Source organism: Streptomyces sp. NPDC004542 (assembly GCF_040610035.1).
GTDB lineage: Bacteria > Actinomycetota > Actinomycetes > Streptomycetales > Streptomycetaceae > Streptomyces.
The window spans coordinates 1-19,420 of sequence record NZ_JBEXLP010000116.1; the positions used below are offsets into that span (position 1 = coordinate 1).

At 73.0% G+C, this 19,420-nt stretch carries 17 protein-coding genes and 1 pseudogene; 4 read left to right on the top strand and 14 right to left on the bottom strand.

The window, feature by feature from the left end; translation table 11 throughout:
* Positions 1-118 precede the first annotated feature (118 nt).
* Positions 119-523 (bottom strand): hypothetical protein, encoded by a 405-nt coding sequence (locus tag ABZX30_RS34540; protein WP_355941278.1) that lies wholly within the window; start codon positions 521-523, stop codon positions 119-121.
* A gap of 348 nt (positions 524-871) precedes the next feature.
* Between ABZX30_RS34540 and ABZX30_RS34545 the strand changes: the two genes are divergently transcribed.
* Positions 872-4,288, top strand: coding sequence for an SCO5717 family growth-regulating ATPase (locus ABZX30_RS34545; protein WP_355941280.1), 3,417 nt, complete (start codon positions 872-874; stop codon positions 4,286-4,288).
* A 69-nt stretch (positions 4,289-4,357) separates the two neighbouring features.
* Here the strand turns inward: ABZX30_RS34545 and ABZX30_RS34550 are convergent, their stop codons facing one another.
* The 9 genes and pseudogenes from ABZX30_RS34550 to rimP form a co-directional block, all read right to left on the bottom strand.
* Entirely contained in the window at positions 4,358-5,305 is a 948-nt protein-coding gene (locus tag ABZX30_RS34550; RefSeq protein ID WP_355941283.1) for a bifunctional riboflavin kinase/FAD synthetase, read from the bottom strand.
* A gap of 134 nt (positions 5,306-5,439) precedes the next feature.
* Positions 5,440-5,790, bottom strand: a pseudogene (locus ABZX30_RS34555) (hypothetical protein); the annotation flags it as partial.
* Between the two features lie 129 nt (positions 5,791-5,919).
* Entirely contained in the window at positions 5,920-6,825 is a 906-nt protein-coding gene (truB, locus tag ABZX30_RS34560) for a tRNA pseudouridine(55) synthase TruB (RefSeq protein WP_355941286.1), read from the bottom strand.
* Positions 6,822-7,274: a 30S ribosome-binding factor RbfA gene (gene rbfA / locus ABZX30_RS34565; RefSeq protein WP_355941289.1), complete on the bottom strand. Its 453-nt coding sequence runs from the start codon at positions 7,272-7,274 to the stop codon at positions 6,822-6,824. Before rbfA ends, truB begins: the two co-directional genes overlap by 4 nt.
* 40 nt (positions 7,275-7,314) lie before the next feature.
* Complete coding sequence (locus ABZX30_RS34570) at positions 7,315-7,608, bottom strand: DUF503 domain-containing protein (protein WP_355941292.1); 294 nt, start codon at positions 7,606-7,608, stop codon at positions 7,315-7,317.
* 233 nt (positions 7,609-7,841) lie between these two features.
* Positions 7,842-10,928, bottom strand: coding sequence for a translation initiation factor IF-2 (gene infB, locus ABZX30_RS34575; RefSeq protein ID WP_355941295.1), 3,087 nt, complete (start codon positions 10,926-10,928; stop codon positions 7,842-7,844).
* 145 nt (positions 10,929-11,073) lie between these two features.
* Complete coding sequence (locus ABZX30_RS34580) at positions 11,074-11,370, bottom strand: YlxR family protein (RefSeq protein ID WP_355941298.1); 297 nt, start codon at positions 11,368-11,370, stop codon at positions 11,074-11,076.
* 102 nt (positions 11,371-11,472) lie between these two features.
* A complete protein-coding gene (gene nusA, locus ABZX30_RS34585) occupies positions 11,473-12,459 on the bottom strand; it encodes a transcription termination factor NusA (protein ID WP_133047437.1) in 987 nt (328 codons plus the stop codon).
* Positions 12,460-12,461: 2 nt separating this feature from the next.
* Positions 12,462-12,959 carry a ribosome maturation factor RimP gene (rimP, locus tag ABZX30_RS34590; protein ID WP_355941301.1) on the bottom strand — a complete coding sequence of 166 codons (498 nt, stop codon included), beginning with the start codon at positions 12,957-12,959 and terminating at the stop codon, positions 12,462-12,464.
* Between the two features lie 267 nt (positions 12,960-13,226).
* Between rimP and ABZX30_RS34595 the strand changes: the two genes are divergently transcribed.
* From ABZX30_RS34595 to ABZX30_RS34605, 3 genes are read left to right on the top strand one after another with little or no spacing between them, the layout of a single operon-like run.
* On the top strand, positions 13,227-13,787 hold the full coding sequence (locus ABZX30_RS34595) for a hypothetical protein (protein WP_355941304.1): 561 nt from the start codon (positions 13,227-13,229) through the stop codon (positions 13,785-13,787).
* Positions 13,784-14,275, top strand: coding sequence for a ferritin-like domain-containing protein (locus ABZX30_RS34600; RefSeq protein ID WP_355941307.1), 492 nt, complete (start codon positions 13,784-13,786; stop codon positions 14,273-14,275). Before ABZX30_RS34595 ends, ABZX30_RS34600 begins: the two co-directional genes overlap by 4 nt.
* A 47-nt stretch (positions 14,276-14,322) precedes the next feature.
* A complete protein-coding gene (locus tag ABZX30_RS34605; RefSeq protein ID WP_355941310.1) occupies positions 14,323-15,222 on the top strand; it encodes an aminoglycoside phosphotransferase family protein in 900 nt (299 codons plus the stop codon).
* Positions 15,223-15,349: 127 nt separating this feature from the next.
* Here ABZX30_RS34605 and ABZX30_RS34610 read toward each other — a convergent pair whose 3' ends face one another.
* The 4 genes from ABZX30_RS34610 to ABZX30_RS34625 all read right to left on the bottom strand — a co-directional run.
* Positions 15,350-17,053, bottom strand: a complete 1,704-nt coding sequence (locus tag ABZX30_RS34610) for a proline--tRNA ligase (RefSeq protein WP_355941313.1) — start codon at positions 17,051-17,053, stop codon at positions 15,350-15,352.
* Positions 17,054-17,125: 72 nt separating this feature from the next.
* A complete protein-coding gene (locus ABZX30_RS34615; RefSeq protein ID WP_355941316.1) occupies positions 17,126-17,656 on the bottom strand; it encodes a GNAT family N-acetyltransferase in 531 nt (176 codons plus the stop codon).
* 102 nt (positions 17,657-17,758) lie between these two features.
* Entirely contained in the window at positions 17,759-18,607 is an 849-nt protein-coding gene (locus ABZX30_RS34620; protein ID WP_355941319.1) for a GNAT family N-acetyltransferase, read from the bottom strand.
* Positions 18,608-18,928: 321 nt separating this feature from the next.
* On the bottom strand, positions 18,929-19,420 hold a 492-nt coding region (locus ABZX30_RS34625), incomplete at its 5' end, for a flavodoxin-dependent (E)-4-hydroxy-3-methylbut-2-enyl-diphosphate synthase (protein ID WP_355941322.1).

The window sequence follows — 19,420 nt, forward strand, 5'->3', positions numbered from 1 at the left end:
ACGGGTTCTTGACGTGCTGGGCCTCGTCCGCGACGACCATGCCCCAGGGCTGGCCGGCCAGGCGGGACGCCGTCGAGCGCATGGTCCCGGTGCCGCCCGCCCCCTCGGGTGTTCCGCCTCAGTGTTTCAGTCCCGCCGTCCCGACCCCGAGGACGGAGAGCACCGGATACGTCGGGTGGTCGTCGTCCCGGACCAGTTCTCGCGGTGCGAAGAAGACGTGGCCCTGTTCATAGGTGATCTCCGTCTTTTCCGGGTCGCTGAGTCCGTACTCGTCGTCCTCCGGGAGCTGGAAGAGCAGGTACGGGGTCTCCTTGTCGGTACGGGGGTTCCAGCTGACCACGGTCGCCGGCTGGAAGGTGTCCATGCTGCGGCGGTAGATGAGCAGGTCGTCGCCGCTCGTGCGCAGGGGTACGACCATCTGGAAGGGGCGGCCCACGAACTTGCCCGCGGACGTGCCCTTGGCGATGTCGAAGGCCACGATCCAGTCGGAGGGCTGCTTGATGTCGGTCTGCTCCTCGCTCATCACGTAGAGCTGAGAGCGGCCGACGACGAGTCCGTCGCAGTTGTCGACCGTGCCGAAGAAGGGCGAGAAGTCGTACCGCTTGCCGCAACAGTGCGGCGCCGTGGGCCACTTCCGGGCGGGGCGTGACCTGGTGGGCCGGTGCTGAGGGCGGACGGGCCTGCCCGGGTGCGGCTCGTGGTGATTAGGCTGGTACCGGGCGCGATGCCAGAAACCCGTGGACCGGGTATCGGGTCCCAGGGGGAGAGCCGGTGGATCGGACTACCTCGAAACGACTACGGACGACTGAGAACGACACGACATGGTCGCCCCGGCACGGCATGAGGGTGCTCGACCACACCAGGAGGAACTGTGAGCAGCGATCGGGACGGGATCCGCGGGGGCTGGGCCACACCCGGCGATGACCAGCCCGACGCGGAGTCCGCCGTCGAGGCGACGGGCGAGTTCACCATCGACTACGCGCCGCCTGCCTGGTACACGCAGAACGCGTCGCAGGCGGACGGGGCGTCGGCGGGCTCGGGCCAGGGCCCGAGGGCCGGTGGGGCGTCGGATCCCGCCTCCGGGACACCCGCCGCGCCCGGTGCGGCCGGCGGGCCCGGTGCGGCCGGCGGGCCGCCCGCTTCGCCGTACACGGACACCGGGGGCGCCCCGATTCCGGGGCTCGCTCCCCCTCCGCACGCGACCCGGGCGGCCGGTGCCGTGACTCCGGGCGCGCCCTTCACGCCGCCTCCCCCGGCCCCTGCGCCGGGGGCGCCCTTCACGCCACCCGCGCCGCCGGCCGCGCCGCCGGCCGGGGGGCCCGCCGGGGTGCCGAGGCTGCCGATGGGGAGCGGGTTCGAGCCGCAGGCCCCGCAGCAGCCGCAGCAGCCTCCGCAGTCGGAGGCACAGCCGCAGTGGGCTCCGCCTGCGCCGCCCGCGCCGCCCGTGGCTGCTCCAGCCGCTCCTGCCATGGCCGCACCCGAGCCCGTGGCCGAGGCCGGTGGTGGTGATCTGGAGAGCGGCGCCACCATGCGCTTCTCGGCCGTCGCGCTGAAGCGCCAGATGGCCGCCGTCGCGGAACCCGCCGACGTGTCCCACGACGACGACTCCGGTGAGCCGGACGCGTCCGACGACGGGGCCGAGCCGGAGGCACCAGACGCGGACGGGGCCGACGTGGTCGAGTTCCGGAGCGCCGCGGGTGCCTCCGCGGATGCCGGCGAAGCCGCCGCCGACTCCGACGGGGACGCCGAGCCGGTGGCGGCCGAGGCAACGGAGGCGGAGGCGGAGGCGGATACGCCCACCGCGGAGGCCGCGCCGCAGGCCGTGGTTGCGGTGGAGGACGAATCCGCGGACGCTCCCGCGGAGGAGGCCGAGTCCGCGGACTCGGACGCCGAAGCCGACGCGGAGACCGAGACGGAGACCGGGGCCGAGCCCGAGGACGCCGTGGAAGCGGAGCCCGAGGTCCAGGACGCCGTTCCCGCCGACGCCGAGCCCGCCGAGGTCCCGTCGGCTCAGGGTGACGCCCCCGGCGCGGAGGCCGCGGTCGCCGGCGCCGTTCCTCAGGACGGCGCGCCGCAGGACGCCCCGCCCGCCTGGGCTGCCCCGCCGGCGCCGCAGGCCGGGGTGCCGCCGCTGCCGCCGTCGTACCAGCCGGCCGCCCCCGCCCCGGCGGCCCAGTGGCCCGCCCAGCCGCAGCAGGCCGACCCCGTGCCGGGGCCGCAGCCGGCCGCCGCGCAGGGTCCGACGGCCGTGCCGCCCCAGCAGCCCCCCTTCCAGCCCCAGGCGCCCCAACCCGCGCCCGCCGCCTGGAACCAGAACCAGCCCCCGGCTGCGCCCCAGCCGGGCCCCCCGTACACCCCCAACCCGCAGGCCGGATACGGCTTCCCCCAGCCCGCCGGACCCGCCGCCACACCACCCGCCCAACCGAGCCAGGCCTACGGCTTCCCCCACCCCGGCACCCCCGACCCGGCGGCCCAGCACCAGCCACCCCACACCCCCACCCCCAACCCGCAGGCCGGATACGGCTTCCCCCAGCCCGCCGGACCCGCCGCCACACCACCCGCCCAGCCGGGCCAGGGCTACGGCTTCCCCTACCCCGGCACCCCCGACCCGGCGGCCCAGCACCAGCCACAGCCCCAGCAGGCGGCTCACGCGCCCCACGCCCCGCAGCCCCAAGCACCGGCGCCCGCGCCCGCGCCCGACGCCCAACCCCCCGCCCCGGGCTACGGTTTTCCCCACCCCGTAGGCCCCGCGGTCCCTACGGGCGCCCCCAACTCCCCCGCCGGCCATGGCGGCTACGGCTTCCCGCAGCCCCCCGTCCAGCCGGGCCAGGAGCAGCCGCAGCCTCCGCAGACGGCGCAGCCGCCGCAGGCGCCCGCGCCCGTGGATCCGCGTGCCGGTGCCGCCTGGCCGCAGCCCGTTCAGCACGACCAGCGGCAGATGACCAACCCCGGTGCGGCGCCGCTGGGTTACACCGCGGCGGTGGAGCTGTCGTCCGACCGGCTGCTCAACAACAAGAAGCAGAAGGCGAAGAGCAGTCGCCCCGCCGCGGCCTCCTCGCGGTTCAAGCTGGGCGGGAAGAAGGAGGAGGCGGAGCGGCAGCGGAAGCTGGAGCTGATCCGCACCCCCGTGCTGTCCTGCTACCGGATCGCCGTCATCAGCCTCAAGGGCGGTGTGGGCAAGACGACCACGACGACCGCGCTGGGCTCCACCCTGGCCTCCGAGCGGCAGGACAAGATCCTCGCCATCGACGCGAACCCGGACGCCGGTACGCTCGGCCGCCGCGTGCGCCGCGAGACGGGGGCGACCATCCGGGACCTCGTCCAGGCGATCCCGTACCTCAACTCGTACATGGACATCAGGCGGTTCACGTCCCAGGCACCGTCCGGCCTGGAGATCATCGCCAACGACGTCGACCCGGCCGTCTCCACGACCTTCAACGACGAGGACTACCGGCGCGCGATCGACGTGCTCGGCAGGCAGTACCCGGTCATCCTCACCGACTCGGGCACCGGTCTGCTGTACAGCGCGATGCGCGGCGTGCTCGACCTCGCCGACCAGCTCATCATCATCTCCACGCCGTCGGTGGACGGTGCGAGCAGCGCCAGTACGACGCTGGACTGGCTGTCCGCGCACGGGTACGCCGATCTCGTCTCGCGGTCCATCACCGTCATCTCGGGGGTACGCGAGACCGGCAAGATGATCAAGGTCGAGGACATCGTGGCGCACTTCGAGACGCGCTGCCGTGGCGTCGTGGTGGTCCCCTTCGACGAGCATCTCGCCGCCGGTGCCGAGGTCGACCTCGACATGATGCGGCCGAAGGTGCGGGAGGCGTACTTCAACCTCGCGGCCATGGTCGCCGAGGACTTCGTACGGCACCAGCAGTCGCACGGCCTGTGGACGAACGACGGCAACCCGCCGCCGGTGGCCGCCCCGCCGATGCCCGGCCAGCCCGTGCCCGGGCAGCAGTACCCGGCGCCCGGGCAGCAGCCGTACGCCCCGGGGCAGCCCTATCCCCAGCCGGGTCAGCCGCCCGCCCAGCCGTACCCGTCGGCCCCGGGTCAGCCGTACCCGCCGGCTCCCGGCCAGCCCTACCCGCCGGCCCAGGGCCAGCCCTACCCGCCACAGCCCGGCCAGCCCTACCCGCCGGCCCAGGGCCAGCCGTACCCGCCGCAGCCCGGCTATCCGCAGCCCGGCCAGCCCCAGGCGCAGCCCCCGCAGGCGCAGGCGCAGCCCCCGCAGGCCCAGCCTCCCCAGGCGCAGCCCTCGCAGGCTCCGCCCCAGCAGTAGGACGGCGCGAAGAAGGGCGGCCGGTGCTCCCGCGAGCACCGGCCGCCCTTTCCCGTACCGCGGGCAGGTCTACCGGTCCGCCTCGACCAGCTCCCGGCAGCGCTTGACGTCCTCGGCCATCTGCTCCAGCAGGGCCTCGAGCGACTCGAACTTCGCCTGTCCGCGCACGTACGCCACGAAGTCGACGGCGACGTGCAGCCCGTACAGATCGAGGCCGACGCGGTCGATGGCGTACGCCTCCACCGTGCGCTCGGTGCCGTCGAACTGCGGGTTGGTGCCGACGGAGATCGCGGCCGGCATCACCTCGCCCTGGGCGTGCAGATAGCCGGCGTACACGCCGTCGGCCGGGATCGCGGTGTGCGGGAGCGTCTCCACGTTGGCTGTGGGGAAGCCCAGCTCGCGGCCGCGCTGGGCGCCGCGGACGACCACGCCCTCCACCCGGTGCGGGCGGCCCAGGATCTCGCCGGCACCCTCGACGTCGCCCTCGGCGACCAGGCGCCGGGTGAGGGTCGAGGAGAACGGCTCGCCGCCGCCCGCCGCGCCGGTCACGTACAGGTCGACGACCTCGACCTCGAAGTCGTAGATCTTGCCCTGTTCGGTGAGGAACCCGACGTTGCCCGCCGCCTTGTGGCCGAAGCGGAAGTTGGGGCCCTCGACGACCGCCTTGGCGTGCAGCTTGTCCACCAGGACCTTGACGACGAAGTCGGCCGGGGACAGCTTCGAGAACTCGGTGGTGAACGGCAGGATCAGTACCGCGTCCACGCCCAGCTCGGCCATCAGTTCGGCACGGCGGTGGTGCGGGGCGAGCAGCGGCGGGTGGCTGCCGGGGCGGACGACCTCGCTGGGGTGCGGGTCGAAGGTGACGACAACGGCGGGGACGTCCAGCTCGCGGGCCCGGTCCACGGCGTGCCTGATGATCAGCTGGTGGCCGCGGTGCACCCCGTCGTAGGAACCGATGGTGACGACGCTGCGCCCCCAGTCCTGGGGGATGTCCTCCAAGCCACGCCAGCGCTGCACTGTGACCGCTCCTCGAACCCGTGTCCGTACCTACCGTTGACCGCTTACGCAGGTCTAAGGGTGCCATGCCACGCGTTCCGGGCCCGCATCGGCATGGGGGCTGTGACCGGGCGCACGTCGTCACACGGGTATACCAGGCCGTCGACGGCCTCGTGGCTGGTGACGAGGGTGCCGTGGAGGTCGGCGAGGAAGCCGGTGCCGCGCGGTCGGCCGGCCGGGTCGAGGATCCGGACCAGAAGCGCGTCGCGCGTGCGGTACCGGTCCGCGCCGGGTGTCTGCTGCCGCCGTCGCTCTGCGTGGGTCGCGTCCGCGCGGTTCCGTCCGGCGCCGGCTCCGCTGCGCGGGCCCCGTCCCGCCATGATCGAACCTCCCCGGCCGTGCACCCGTGCCCTGACCACGACCGTAGGCCGGGAATGATCAGCGGGACAGATCGCGCGACGAAAGCGCCCCCTTCCGCTCCCCCCGTTCACTCCGAGCGCCCGCACGGTCGGGTGAATAGGCGGGGTCGACTGGAAACACCCTAGGGGTGGGGGAACCGAGGGGGGACCGTGGAGCGGCGGCCACATCCCGTGGCCGCCGCTCCACGGGCAGGGCCCATGGGGCCCGGGCCCGGGTCAGCCGAAGACGGCCAGGCTCTTCGCCTTGCCCTTGTGCTCCTCGACCAGCGCGAGGAAGCGTCCCTCGGGCTCGAAGACGGCGACGGGGCCGGCGCCCGCGTACACGTCGGGCATCTCCAGCCGCACACCGTTGGTGAGCAGCCGGGCGCGCCGGGCGTCGACGTCCCAGCGCGGGAACGCGGCCTCGGCCGCCTGGGCGATCGGCATCACGGTCAGCTCCTCCTGGAGCTGTTCCAGGGTCCTCGCGGTGTCCAGCTTGTACGGACCGACGCGCGTGCGGCGCAGGGCGGTGAGGTGTCCGCCGACGCCGAGATCGGCGCCCAGGTCACGGGCGAGGGCGCGGATGTAGGTGCCGGAGGAGCAGACCACCGACACCACCAGGTCCAGGACCGGTGTGCCGTCCTCGGCGACCGCGTCCCGGACGTCGTACACGGTGAAGGAGGAGACGGTGACGGGCCGGGCGGGGATCTCGAAGTCCTCGCCCTCGCGGGCCCGTTTGTAGGACCGCACGCCGTCGATCTTGATGGCGCTGACCTTGGACGGCACCTGCATGATGTCGCCGGTCAGCTTGGCTACGCCGGCGTCGACGGCGTCCCGGGCGACCTTGGAGGCGTCGGTCGAGGCGGTGATCTCGCCCTCGGCGTCGTCGGTGACCGTGGTCTGGCCGAGGCGGACGGTGCCGACGTACTCCTTCTCGGTGAGGGCGAGGTGCCCGAGGAGCTTCGTCGCCTTCTCGACGCCGAGGACGAGGACGCCCGTCGCCATGGGGTCGAGGGTGCCGGCGTGGCCGACGCGGCGGGTCCTGGCGATGCCGCGCATCTTGGCGACCACGTCGTGCGAAGTGAAGCCCGACGGCTTGTCGACGATGACAAGGCCGTCGGGCGTGGTGTGCTTCTGGGTCATTCGGTGGTGTCGTCCGTCTCGTCCTCGGCGCCCGGCTTCCGGTACGGGTCCGCTTCACCGGCGTACGTGGCGCCCGCGGACGCCTCGCGTACCTTCGCGTCGGACTGGCGTGCCTTGTCGAGGAGGTCCTCGATGGTCCGGGCGGTGTCCGGGAGGGCGTCGGCGACGAAGGTGAGGGTCGGCGTGAACTTCACGCCGGCCGCCCGGCCGACCTCGGAGCGCAGGATGCCCTTGGCGCTCTCCAGGCCCGCCGCCGCGGCGTTCCGCTCCTCCTCGTCGCCGTACACCGTGTAGAAGACGGTCGCCTCTCGCAGGTCCCCGGTGACCCGGGTGTCCGTGATGGTGACGTGCGAGCCGAGCCGCGGGTCCTTGATCCCGCGCTGCAGCTTCTGGGCCACCACCTCTCGGATGAGGTCCGCCAGCCTTTTCGCCCGCGCGTTGTCGGCCACTGGTCCGTCTCCCCTTCTTTCTTCTCGGTCGTTCTTCGGTCTAGTCGTCGTCGCCGTGGAAGCGTCGTCTGACGGACAGCAGTTCCACCTCGGGGCGGGCGGCGACCAGCCGTTCGCACCGGTCCAGTACGTCGCTGATGTGCGTCGCGTCGCCGGAGACCACGGCGAGGCCGATGACGGCCCGCCGGTGGAGGTCCATGTGGTCCACCTCGGCCGCGCTCACGGCGTACTTCCGCTGGAGTTCGGCGACGATCGGGCGGACGACGGAGCGCTTCTCCTTCAGCGACCGTACGTCGCCGAGGAGGAGGTCGAAGGACAGAGTCCCCACGTACATGTAAGTAGCCGGTTCACCCGCCGGCACGGGGTCGATGGCCCCGGGGCCGTGCGGCCGGGGGCATCATGAACGGTACCCCGTTCCTGCCGGAGGCTCGACGGGGTTTTCCTCCCCAGGGCTGCCCGCCGCAGTCGGGCGGGGAGCGATGGCCCGGGTCCGCGCAGGCGGTGCCCCGGCCACGGCGCACCGGCCGACGGGACCGAAGTCCCGCCGGCCGGCACTGACCGTGGGCGTTACGCCCGCGGCTTCTCGCGCATCTCGTACGTCGCGATGACGTCGTCGACCTTGATGTCGTTGAAGTTTCCGAGGTTGATACCACCCTCGAAGCCTTCGCGGATCTCGGTGACGTCGTCCTTGAAGCGACGCAGGCCCTCGATGTTGAGGTTCTCCGCGACCACCTTGCCGTCGCGGATGAGGCGGGCCTTGGTGTTGCGGCGCACCTCGCCGGAGCGGATGAGGACACCGGCGATGTTGCCCAGCTTGGACGACTTGAAGACCTCGCGGATCTCCGCCGTGCCGAGCTCGACCTCCTCGTACTCCGGCTTCAGCATGCCCTTCAGGGCCGCCTCGATCTCCTCGATCGCCTGGTAGATGACCGAGTAGTACCGGACGTCCACGCCCTCGCGCTCGGCCATCTGCGCCGCGCGGCCGGCCGCGCGGACGTTGAAGCCGATCACGATGGCGTCGGAACCCATCGCCAGGTCGATGTCGGACTCCGTGACCGCACCGACGCCGCGGTGCAGGACGCGGATGTCGACCTCTTCGCCGACGTCCAGCTGGAGCAGCGAGGACTCGAGGGCCTCGACGGAACCGGAAGCGTCACCCTTGATGATCAGGTTCAGCTGCTGGACCTCGCCGGCCTTCAGCACCTTGTCCAGGTCCTCGAGCGACACACGGCGCGTGCGCTTGGCGAACGCCGCGTTCCGCTCACGGGCGGCGCGCTTCTCGGCGATCTGGCGGGCCGTACGGTCCTCCTCGACCACGAGGAAGTTGTCGCCCGCGCCCGGGACGTTGGTCAGGCCCAGGACCTGGACCGGCGTCGACGGGCCGGCCTCGGCCACGTTGTTGCCGTTGTCGTCGAGCATGGCGCGCACTCGGCCGTAGGCGTCGCCCACGACCATCGTGTCGCCGACCCGCAGCGTGCCTCGCTGGACGAGGACCGTCGCCACGGCACCGCGGCCGCGGTCGAGACGGGACTCGATCGAGATGCCCTGCGCGTCCTGGTTCGGGTTGGCCCGCAGGTCGAGCGAGGCGTCGGCCGTGAGGATCACGGCCTCCAGCAGCGAGTCGATGTGCAGACCCTGCTTGGCGGAGATGTCGACGAACATCGTGTCGCCGCCGTACTCCTCGGCCACCAGGCCGTACTCGGTCAGCTGACCGCGCACCTTGGTCGGGTCGGCACCCTCGACGTCGATCTTGTTGACCGCGACCACGATCGGCACGTCGGCCGCCTTGGCGTGGTTCAGGGCCTCGACCGTCTGAGGCATCACACCGTCGTTGGCCGCCACCACGAGGATCGCGATGTCGGTCGACTTCGCACCACGGGCACGCATGGCGGTGAACGCCTCGTGACCCGGGGTGTCGATGAAGGTGATCTTGCGCTCTTCGTCGTTGACCTCGGTCGCGACCTGGTAGGCACCGATGTGCTGGGTGATGCCGCCGGCCTCGCCCGCGATGACGTTCGTCTTGCGGATGGCATCGAGCAGCCGGGTCTTGCCGTGGTCGACGTGACCCATGACGGTCACGACCGGCGGACGGACGACCAGGTCCTCCTCGGAGCCCTCGTCTTCGCCGAACTCGATGTCGAAGGACTCGAGCAGCTCGCGGTCCTCCTCCTCGGGGCTGACGATCTGAACCGTGTAGTTCATCTCGTCGGCGAGGAGCTGCAGCGTCTCGTCGGAGACGGACTGCGTGGCCGTGACCATCTCGCCCAGGTTCATCATGACCGCGACGAGCGACGCCGGGTTGGCGTTGATCTTCTCGGCGAAGTCGGTGAGCGACGCACCGCGCGACAGGCGAATGGACTCGCCGTTGCCGCGAGGCAGCATCACGCCGCCGACCGACGGGGCCTGCATGGCCTCGTACTCCTGGCGCCTCTGCCGCTTCGACTTGCGGCCACGGCGCGCGGGACCACCGGGACGGCCGAAGGCGCCCTGCGTGCCACCACGGCCACCCGGACCACCGGGACGACCGCCGAAGCCGGGACGGCCACCGCCGCCGCCACCGGGACCACCGGGACGGCCGGCGAAACCGCCGCCACCGCCACCGGGACCCGCGGGACGACCGGCGAAACCGCCGCCACCGCCACCCGGACGGCCGGCGAAGCCGCCGCCGCCCGGACGACCGCCGCCGCCACCAGGACGACCGCCGCCACCGGGACCACGGCCGCCGGGGCCACCGCCGCCGGGACGCGGACCCGCAGCGGGACGCTGCGGCATCATGCCGGGGTTCGGACGCGGGCCGCCGGGGCCGCCGCCGGGACGGGGACCGCCCTGCGGACGCGGCATCGAGCCCGGAGTCGGGCGCGGACCGCCCGGAGCCTGCGGACGCGGACCGCCGCCCTGGGCGCCGGGCGCCTGGGGACGGGGGCCGCCGCCGGGGGCACCGGGGCCTCCATGGCCTCCGGCCGGTCGCGGTCCACCCTGCGGGCGCGGGGCCTGCGGGCGGGCCATGCCGGTGGAGCCACCGGAGGTGAAGGGGTTGTTGCCCGGACGCGGACCGGCCGGACGGGCACCGGGACGCGGGCCCTGACCGCCGGGACGCGCACCGCCCTGGGCGGCGGGACGCTCGCCCCGCTGGCCCTGGCCGGGACCGCCCGGACGGCCGCCGGGCTTGGGGGCGCCGGGACGGGCGCCGGGACGCGGACCCTGGGCCGCCGGGGCCTGCGGGGCCGGAGCGGCCGGCGGAGCGGTGAACTCCGGGGCGGCCGGTGCCGGACGCGGCGCGGGCTTCGGACCCGGGACCGGACGCGGGCCGGGAGCCGGCGTGGACACCGACGGCTGCTGGGCCGCGGGCTGCGGGGCAGCCGGCTGCGGGGCCGACGGCGGCTTGGGGGCACCCGGCTTCGGTGCGGCCGGGCGGGCCGCCTGCGCCGGAGAGGGCGCGGCGGGCCTGGGGGCAGCCTTGCGCGGGGCGGGCCTGCCGGCGGACTTGCCGTTGCCACCGCCCTGGAAGGCGTCAGTCAGCTTGCGTACTACAGGCGCTTCGATCGTCGAAGACGCCGAACGGACGAATTCACCGAGTTCCTGGAGCTTGGCCATGACGACCTTGCTCTCGACACCGAACTCCTTGGCGAGTTCGTAGACCCGGACCTTAGCCACTTCGCTCCTTTGAGGTCCGGGTTGCGGCCGGACCGTCGCTAGTTCATGGGCGTACTCATCGCGTACTCATCGAGTGCTCATCGCAATCTCGACCTGCTTTCGACTCGCGAGGTACCAGGCCGCACGGTGTTCCGTACGGCTCGTCTTACGGTGTTGCCTGCTCAGCAACTGTCGTCTGCTCGACGTACTGGCGCAACGCCTTTGTGTCGAGCGCTCCCGGGGCGCGCAGTGCCCGCGTGAACGCCCGGCGGCGTACCGCCTGGTCGAGACAGACCAGGGCGGGGTGTACGTACGCACCCCGGCCGGGCAGCGTACCGCGAGGATCGGGGACGCACGCGTCCTCGACCGCCACGATCCGCAGCAGAGCCGTCTTGGCCATTCGCTCCCGACACCCCACACAGGTGCGTTCAGGGCGTACTCGGGCGTGCGTCCGGCCAGACACCCTTAAGTCTACCTCCCCGTACCGACCTCACCCCTTTGGGTGAGCAATCGAACAGTTGTTGTGCATATAGCTGTCGTGATCTCAGCGTCCCGCGGCCTGCATCTATTCCCCGGCCTGCTCGGTGTCCGGGCGGATGTCGATCCTCCAGCCGGTGAGCCGGGCCGCGAGCCGGGCGTTCTGCCCTTCCTTGCCGATCGCCAGCGACAGCTGGTAGTCCGGCACGGTCACCCGCGCCGACCTGGCGGCCAGGTCCACGACCTCCACCTTGGACACCCGAGCGGGTGACAGCGCGTTCGCGACCATCTCCGCCGGGTCGTCCGACCAGTCGACGATGTCGATCTTCTCGCCGTTCAGCTCGCCCATCACGTTGCGCACCCGGCCGCCCATGGGGCCGATGCAGGCGCCCTTGGCGTTCAGGCCCGAACGGGTGGACCGGACGGCGATCTTGGTGCGGTGACCGGCCTCGCGCGCGATGGCGGCGATCTCGACGGATCCGTCGGCGATCTCCGGCACCTCGAGCGCGAAGAGCTTCTTCACCAGATTGGGGTGGGTGCGCGAAAGGGTGACCGAGGGACCTCGGACGCCCTTCGCCACCCGTACGACGTAACTGCGCAGCCGCATGCCGTGCGGGTAGGTCTCCCCCGGCACCTGCTCCTGCACCGGCAGGATGGCCTCCAGCTTGCCGATGTCGACGAGCACGTTCTTCGGGTCCCGGCCCTGCTGCACCACTCCGGTGACGATGTCGCCCTCGCGGCCGGCGTACTCGCCGAGCGTCGCGTCGTCCTCGGCGTCGCGCAGCCGCTGCAGGATGACCTGCTTGGCGGTGGTGGCGGCGATGCGGCCGAAGCCGGACGGGGTGTCGTCGAACTCGCGCGGCTCCTGGCCCTCCTCGAGGTCCTCGGGGTCCTCCTTCGCCCACACGGTCACATGCCCGGTCTCCCGGTTGAGCTCCACGCGCGCGTGTCGGCGGCTTCCCTCGGTGCGGTGGTAGGCGATGAGGAGGGCCGACTCGATCGCCTCGACCAGCAGGTCGAAGGAGATCTCCTTCTCCCGAACCAAGCCCCGCAGGGCACTCATGTCGATGTCCACGGCTACGCCTCCTCTTCCTTCTTGTCCTTGCGGCTGAACTCGACCTGCACACGCGCCTTGGCGATGTCCGGGAAGCCGAGTCGGCGGGTGGTGGCCTTGCGGCCCTTCACTCCGGGCACTTCGAGGTCGAGGCCTTCGTCGTCGACCGTCAGGATCCTGGCGACCAGCTCGCCGTCCTCGGCCAGCTGGAACCTCACCAGCCGGCCGACCGCGCGCGTGTAGTGCCGGTGTTCCTTGAGGAGGCGCTCCGCGCCCGGGGTTCCGACCTCCAGGTCGTACGCGCCCTCACCCATCGCGTCCGTCTCGTCGAGCTTCGCCGAGAGCGCGCGGCTCACATCGGCGATCTGGTCCAGGTCCGCCCCGGTGTCGGAGTCGACGACGACGCGCAGCACCCGCTTGCGTCCGACGGAGTCCACGGCGATCTCTTCGAGATCCAGGCCCTGGGATGTGACGAGCGGTTCCAGCAGTTCCCGCAGCCTCTCGCTCTGGGTGGTGCTCATCCGGGTGACTCCTCGGCCGCGTGTGCTGTTGTGGGATGGGTCGCGTGTCTGGTCAAAGGGTATCGGGTCGCGGGGGGTGTTGCCGTCCACGTGGCCCTGCGGCGGAGGGGGCGGGGCACCGAAGACGCGGGGGGGCCGTTCCGGTACGGTCCCCGCGCCCCCGGGGCGCCGACGAGCCGGTGACCGGGGCCGGCCGGGTTCGCGGGTACCGTGATCGGCGGCGGGCCCCCGCCTGTGTGTTCGTACGAGTGTCCGAGGACGTCTTCCGTGCCCCTCCTCCCACCGCCGCGTGCCCTCCCGTGGCCGCGCAGAAGAACCCTGCTCGCCTCGGCCGCCGCGACGGTGCTGCCGGCGGGCTGCTCCGCCGGGAGCGCGGACTCCGGCGGCACGGGTGGCGGCCCCTCGGTCTCCGAGCGGGCACGCGCGCGTGCGGCCCGGGACAGCCGGGAGCTGGTGGAGCGGTACGACGCGGTGATCGCCGCGCATCCGGCGCTGGCGGACCGGCTGCGGCCGCTGCGGGCCGAGACCGCGGCCCACGCGAAGGCGTTCGGGGACGGTGCGGCGGGCCCCTCGCCGGCTTCTCCTGCCGCCCGCTCGCCGTCCTCCTCGGCCCCCTCGTCCGCGCGGTCCGCCGACGCCTCGGCATCGCCGGCCGTGCCCGCCGACGAGAAGGGCGCGCTCGCCGCTCTCGCCACCGCCGAGCGCGCCCTCGCCGACCGGCGGGCGAAGGCGCTGCTGGGAGTGGAGGGGGAGCTGGCCCGGCTGATGGCCTCGGTGGCGGCGGCCGGGGCGGCGCACGCGTACCTGCTGACGGAGGGTGGCAAGTGAGCGACGAGACGAGGGACGGCGAGCTCAAGGCCCTGCAGGCGGCGCTGGCCGCCGAGCACGCGGCCGTGTACGGGTACGGGGTCGTCGGCGGCCGGATCGGCGCGGGGCGGCGCACTGAAGCACGGACGGCGTACGACGCGCACCGGGCGCGCAGGGATGCACTGGTCCGCGAAGTACGCGACCTGGGCGGCTCCCCGGTGGCCGCGGACGCGGCGTACGCGCTGCCGTTCCCGGTGCCGGACTCCGCGGCGGCGGTGCGGCTCGCCGCCGAGCTGGAGGAACGCGTGGCCGGGGTCTGCTCCGACCTGGTAAGGGCGACCACGGGCGGGCGGCGCGGCGCGGCCGCCGGCGCGCTGCGGGAGGCCGCGGTGCGGGCGGTGCGCTGGCGCGGGGGGAGCGTAGCCTTCCCTGGTCTCGCCGAACGGGACGGTGCGGCGGCCGGTACGTCCGCGACCCCGGCGCCGGCCTCGGCGGCACCGACGGCGTAGACCCGGCACCAGGAGGGGCCGGCCTCCAGGAAGGGAACGACTCGCGCATGGCTTTCGAACCGCCGCGGCGCCTGGTCAGGGCGCTCGGTGAGACGGCACCGGACGGTGACGGCTGGCTGGACGCGCTGCCGGAGACCGTGCGGCAGGCCGTCGCGCTACGCGGGTTGACCGTCGAGCGGGTACAGGTGCCGGGCGGCCGCAGCAGCCTGGTCGTGCTGGTGCGTCGGGCGGACGGGACCCCTGCCGTGCTGAAGCTGGCCCCGCCCCGGGCCCGGCCGGAGGCCGAACGGGCGGCGCTGGCGCACTGGGGCGGTCTGGGCGCCGTACAGCTGCTGGAGGCGGACGGGACCGCGGGGGTGCTGCTGCTGGAGCGGCTGCACCCGGACGTGTCCGTGCGGTCGCTGCCCGAGGCGAAGGCGCTGCTGGAGGCGGCGGGGACGCTGCGGCGGCTGTGGGTGGCACCTCCGGCCGAGTTCCCCTTCGAGACCGTGGGCGGACGGACCGGACGGCAGGCCGAGGCCATGCGGGCGAGCGCGGCCACCGACCCCGAGGTCGCCCCACTGGTCGGGGCGGCGCTCGCGGCCCGTGACGCGTTGCTGGCCGCGCCGCCGGAGCACCGGCTGCTGCACGGCACCTTCCGGCAGAGCAAGGTGCTCGCCGGGGAGCGGATGCCGTGGCTGGCGGTGGGACCGGACCCGCTGGTCGGCGAGTGCGCCTTCGACCTGGCCCGTCTGGTCCGGGACCGGGTGGAGGACCTGATCGCCACGCCGGCGGGAGCGGCGACGACCCGCCGGCGGGTGAAGCGGCTCGCTCAGTCGCTGGACGTGGACCAGGAGCGGCTGCGCGGCTGGACCCTGTTCCGGGCGGTGGAGTCCGGTGTACGGGCCCGCCGGGTGGGCCGGGAGCGGGACGCGGAGCTGCTGCTGGAGTTCGCGGGCTGGCTCTAGCGTTCCCCGGCGGCCGTGGCCGTTCCCCTCCGCAGTGACGTCCTTTCACGCCCTGCGGCCGGGGAACGATCCACGTCAGGCCCGTGCGGCGCCTTCAGATGCCCGGGGCTGGTACGAAGGGTTTCTTTCAGGCGGTCAGGCGTGCGATCGCCTCGTCCACGGTCAGCTCCTCGCGCTCACCGGTCCTGCGGTCCTTCAGCTCGAGCACGCCCTCGGCCGAACGGCGGCCCGCGACCAGGATCTTCGGGACGCCGATCAGCTCGGAGTCGGTGAACTTCACGCCCGGGGACACCCCGGCCCGGTCGTCGACCAGGACGCGCAGCCCGGCCGCCCGCAGCTTCTCGGAGACCTCCAGCGCCAGCTCGGTCTGCAGCGCCTTGCCGGCGGCGACCACGTGCACGTCGGCCGGGGCGACCTCGGCCGGCCAGCACAGGCCCTTGTCGTCGGCGGTCTGCTCTGCCAGCGCCGCGACCGCGCGGGAGACGCCGATGCCGTAGGAGCCCATGGTGACGCGGACCGGCTTGCCGTTCTGGCCGAGGACGTCGAGCTTGAGGGCGTCGGCGTACTTGCGGCCGAGCTGGAAGATGTGGCCGATCTCGATGGCCCGGTCCAGCTTGAGGCCGGTGCCGCACTTCGGGCAGGGGTCGCCCTCCTGGACGACGACGACGTCGACGTAGGCGTCGGCCTCGAAGTCCCGGCCCGCGACGACGTTCCTGGCGTGCGTGCCCTCCTTGTTGGCGCCGGTGATCCAGGAGGTGCCGGGGGCCACGCGCGGGTCGGCGATGTACCTGACCTTCTCCCCCAGACCCTGTGGGCCGACGTAGCCGCGGACCAGGTCCGGGCGGCCCACGAAGTCCTCGGCCGTCACCAGCTCGACGGCGGCCGGGGCGAAGTGCGCCTCGACCTTGTCCATGTCGACCTCGCGGTCGCCCGGGACGCCCACGGCCACGATCTCACCGTCGACCTTGACGAGCAGGTTCTTCAGCGTGGCGGAGGCCGGGACTCCGAGGTGGGCGGCGAGGGTCTCGATGGTCGGGGTGTCCGGGGTCGGGATCTCCTCGAGCGCGGCCACGCCGTCGGCGTCCACCGGCCTCAGCTCGTACGAGATCGCCTCGGTGTTGGCCGCGAAGTCGCAGTTCGGGCAGTCCGCGAAGGTGTCCTCGCCGGCACCGGCCGGGGCCAGGAACTCCTCCGACTTCGAGCCGCCCATCGCGCCGGCGGTGGCGGCGCAGATGCGGTAGTCGAGGCCGAGACGCGCGAACACCTTCTGGTAGGCCTCGCGGTGCAGGGCGTAGGACCGGGCCAGGCCCTCGTCCTCCAGGTCGAAGGAGTACGAGTCCTTCATGAGGAACTCGCGGCCGCGCAGGATGCCGGCCCGCGGCCGCGCCTCGTCACGGTACTTGTGCTGGATCTGGTACAGGATGACCGGCAGGTCCTTGTACGAGGACGCCTGGTCCTTCACCAGCAGGGTGAAGATCTCCTCGTGGGTCGGGCCGAGCAGGTAGTCGCCGCCCTTGCGGTCCTTCAGGCGGAACAGCTCGGCGCCGTACTCGTCCCAGCGGCCGGTCGCCTCGTACGGCTCGCGCGGCAGCAGGGCGGGCAGGAGCACCTCCTGCGCGCCGATCGCGTCCATCTCCTCACGGACGATCCGCTCGACGTTGGCGAGGACCTTCCTGCCGAGCGGCAGCCAGCTCCAGATGCCGGCGGCGGTGCGGCGGACGTAGCCGGCGCGGACGAGGAGCTTGTGGCTGAGGACCTCGGCGTCCGCGGGGTCGTCACGCAGGGTCTTCGCCATCAACTGGGACATGCGCTGGACCGGTGCGTTGGCCATGGTTCTCGTACTCCTGCCGCGTAAGGGTGATGGCAAGGAGGTTAGCCGGGCGGCCGCCGTGCCCGGAAATCGTTACTTCCGGCGCAGGGGCAGCGGGGCGCCCATGACCGCGTACGGCCTGGGGGCGCTGGGGAAGAGGACCTGCCGGGCCAGGTCCTGGTAGCCGAGCGAGCGGTACAGGCCGCGGGCCGGGCTTTCGGTGTCGATCGCGGAGAGGATCGAGCGCGGTTCGGTGGCGGTGTCGGTGATCGTGGTGATCAGGCGCCGGCCGATGCCGCGGTTCTGGTGGTCGGGGTGGACGTGCAGCTCGGTGATCACGAAGGAGTCGTCGAGCCAGTCGGCGTGGCCGCGGGCCCGCAGGTACGGTTCGACGACGGTGGACCACCAGTGGGCGCGGTCGTTGGGCATGCCGTAGACGAATCCGACGAGCCGCCCGCCGACCGTGGCGCCGAGCGCCCTCGCTCCCGGGTACTGCATGTGGCGCAGGACGATCTGGCGACGCACGGCCACCTCGTCGGGGCCCAGTCCGAAGGCGACGGCCTGGACGGCCAAGGCCTCGTCGACATGGGCTGAGAGGTCCAGTGGGCCGATCACGACGTCCATGCGGGGAGACTACAGGGGGGTGACCGCGCCGTGCGGCCCGGTCATCGGGATGCCCCTCGGCTGTCCGTGGGGCGGTGCGGGGCGCGGCCCGGCCCGGCCCGGTCAGAACAGCACGCTCATGAACGCGCCGACCTCCTGGAACCCCACCCGCTGGTAGGTGCGCCGTGCCGAGGTGTTGAAGTCGTTGACGTACAGGCTCACCACCGGGGCCACGTCGGCCAGCGCGTACCGCAGGACCGCCGCCATGCCGGGGGCGGCCAGTCCCCTCCCGCGGTACTCGGGGGCCACCCATACGCCCTGGATCTGGCAGGCCTGGGAGGTCGCCGCGCCGATCTCCGCCTTGAAGACGACCTTGCCGTGTTCGTCCACGCGGGCGAACGAGCGGCCGGAGCCGACGAGTTCGGCGACGCGGGCCTGGTAGAGGAGGCCGCCGTCGCCGGCCAGCGGGGAGACACCGACCTCTTCGGTGAACATCGCCACGCACGCCGGCATGATCGTGTTCATCTCGTCCTTGCGGATGCGGCGGACGTAGGGGTCGGGAGCGATGTCGGCCGGCATCCGGTCGGTGACCATGAGGGGCTGACGGGTGCGGATCTCGCGGGCGGGGCCCCAGTGCGGTTCGAGCAGGCGCCACAACAGGGCGGTGGAGTCGGCGGGGCCGACGATGGAGGAGCAGCGGCGCCCGGCCCGGCGGGCACGGTCGGCGAAGGCGCGAACGGCGCGCGGGGTGGCGCAGATCGGGACGAGGTTGGCGCCCGCGTAGCACAGGGAGGTCAGCATGCCGTCCTCGTACCAGCCCCACATCTCGCCGCCGAGCCGCCACGGGTCGAGGCCCGCGATCTGGACGCGGGAGGTCACGAAGGCGTTGGCGACGGGCTCGCGGTCGAGGACGGCGAGCGCGGCGTCCAGGTCGCTCGGTTCGAGCACCCGTGAGGTGGTCTGGGTCAACACGTGCGGGGCCTCACGCTGAGGGTCTGCTGATCTCCGCACTGTACCTGCGGAAGCTCGGCCGTGCCGACCCGTGTTCGATTGGCGCTCGTTCGGACGTGGGCGTCGGGTGCCGTCGGGTGCCGTCGGGCCTTCTGGGGGCTGCCGCCCCCAGACCCCCGCTTCGGCCCCGAACGGGCCTCGTCCTCAAACGCCGGACGGGCTGACACTGCCGGACCTCACCGGCAAGCCCCGCCGGCCCCATCCGTCCTCGACCGTAGACCGGCTGACACTGCCGGACCCCACCGGGAGGTCCCGCCGGCCCGCCACCGGCACCACCCGTGGTCAGTCCGTCACCGAGACCGACGGCTCGCCGGAGGTGACGCCGTCCGCCTCCATCTGTTCGGCGAGCTTCATGGCCTCCTCGATGAGGGTCTCCACGATCTTGGACTCGGGGACGGTCTTGATGACCTCGCCCTTGACGAAGATCTGGCCCTTGCCGTTGCCGGAGGCGACACCGAGGTCGGCCTCGCGGGCCTCGCCGGGGCCGTTGACCACACAGCCCATGACGGCGACCCGCAGCGGGACCTCCATGCCGGTCAGGCCCGCGGTGACCTCTTCGGCCAGCTTGTAGACATCCACCTGGGCGCGGCCGCAGGACGGGCAGGAGACGATCTCCAGGCCGCGCTGCTTGAGGTTCAGGGACTCCAGGATCTGGTTGCCGACCTTGACCTCCTCCACCGGAGGCGCGGAGAGGGAGACGCGGATCGTGTCGCCGATGCCCTGGGAGAGCAGGGCCCCGAAGGCGACCGCCGACTTGATCGTGCCCTGGAAGGC

Excerpts from the sequence above, each read along its gene's own strand:
- ABZX30_RS34540 (WP_355941278.1), bottom strand. The coding sequence starts at position 523 with ATGAGCGAGGAGCAGACCGACATCAAGCAGCCCTCCGACTGGATCGTG.
- truB (WP_355941286.1), bottom strand. The coding sequence starts at position 6,825 with ATGACCCAGAAGCACACCACGCCCGACGGCCTTGTCATCGTCGACAAG.
- ABZX30_RS34570 (WP_355941292.1), bottom strand. The coding sequence starts at position 7,608 with ATGTACGTGGGGACTCTGTCCTTCGACCTCCTCCTCGGCGACGTACGG.
- rimP (WP_355941301.1), bottom strand. The coding sequence starts at position 12,959 with ATGAGCACCACCCAGAGCGAGAGGCTGCGGGAACTGCTGGAACCGCTC.
- ABZX30_RS34605 (WP_355941310.1), top strand. The coding sequence starts at position 14,323 with ATGGCTTTCGAACCGCCGCGGCGCCTGGTCAGGGCGCTCGGTGAGACG.
- ABZX30_RS34610 (WP_355941313.1), bottom strand. The coding sequence starts at position 17,053 with ATGGCCAACGCACCGGTCCAGCGCATGTCCCAGTTGATGGCGAAGACC.
- ABZX30_RS34615 (WP_355941316.1), bottom strand. The coding sequence starts at position 17,656 with ATGGACGTCGTGATCGGCCCACTGGACCTCTCAGCCCATGTCGACGAG.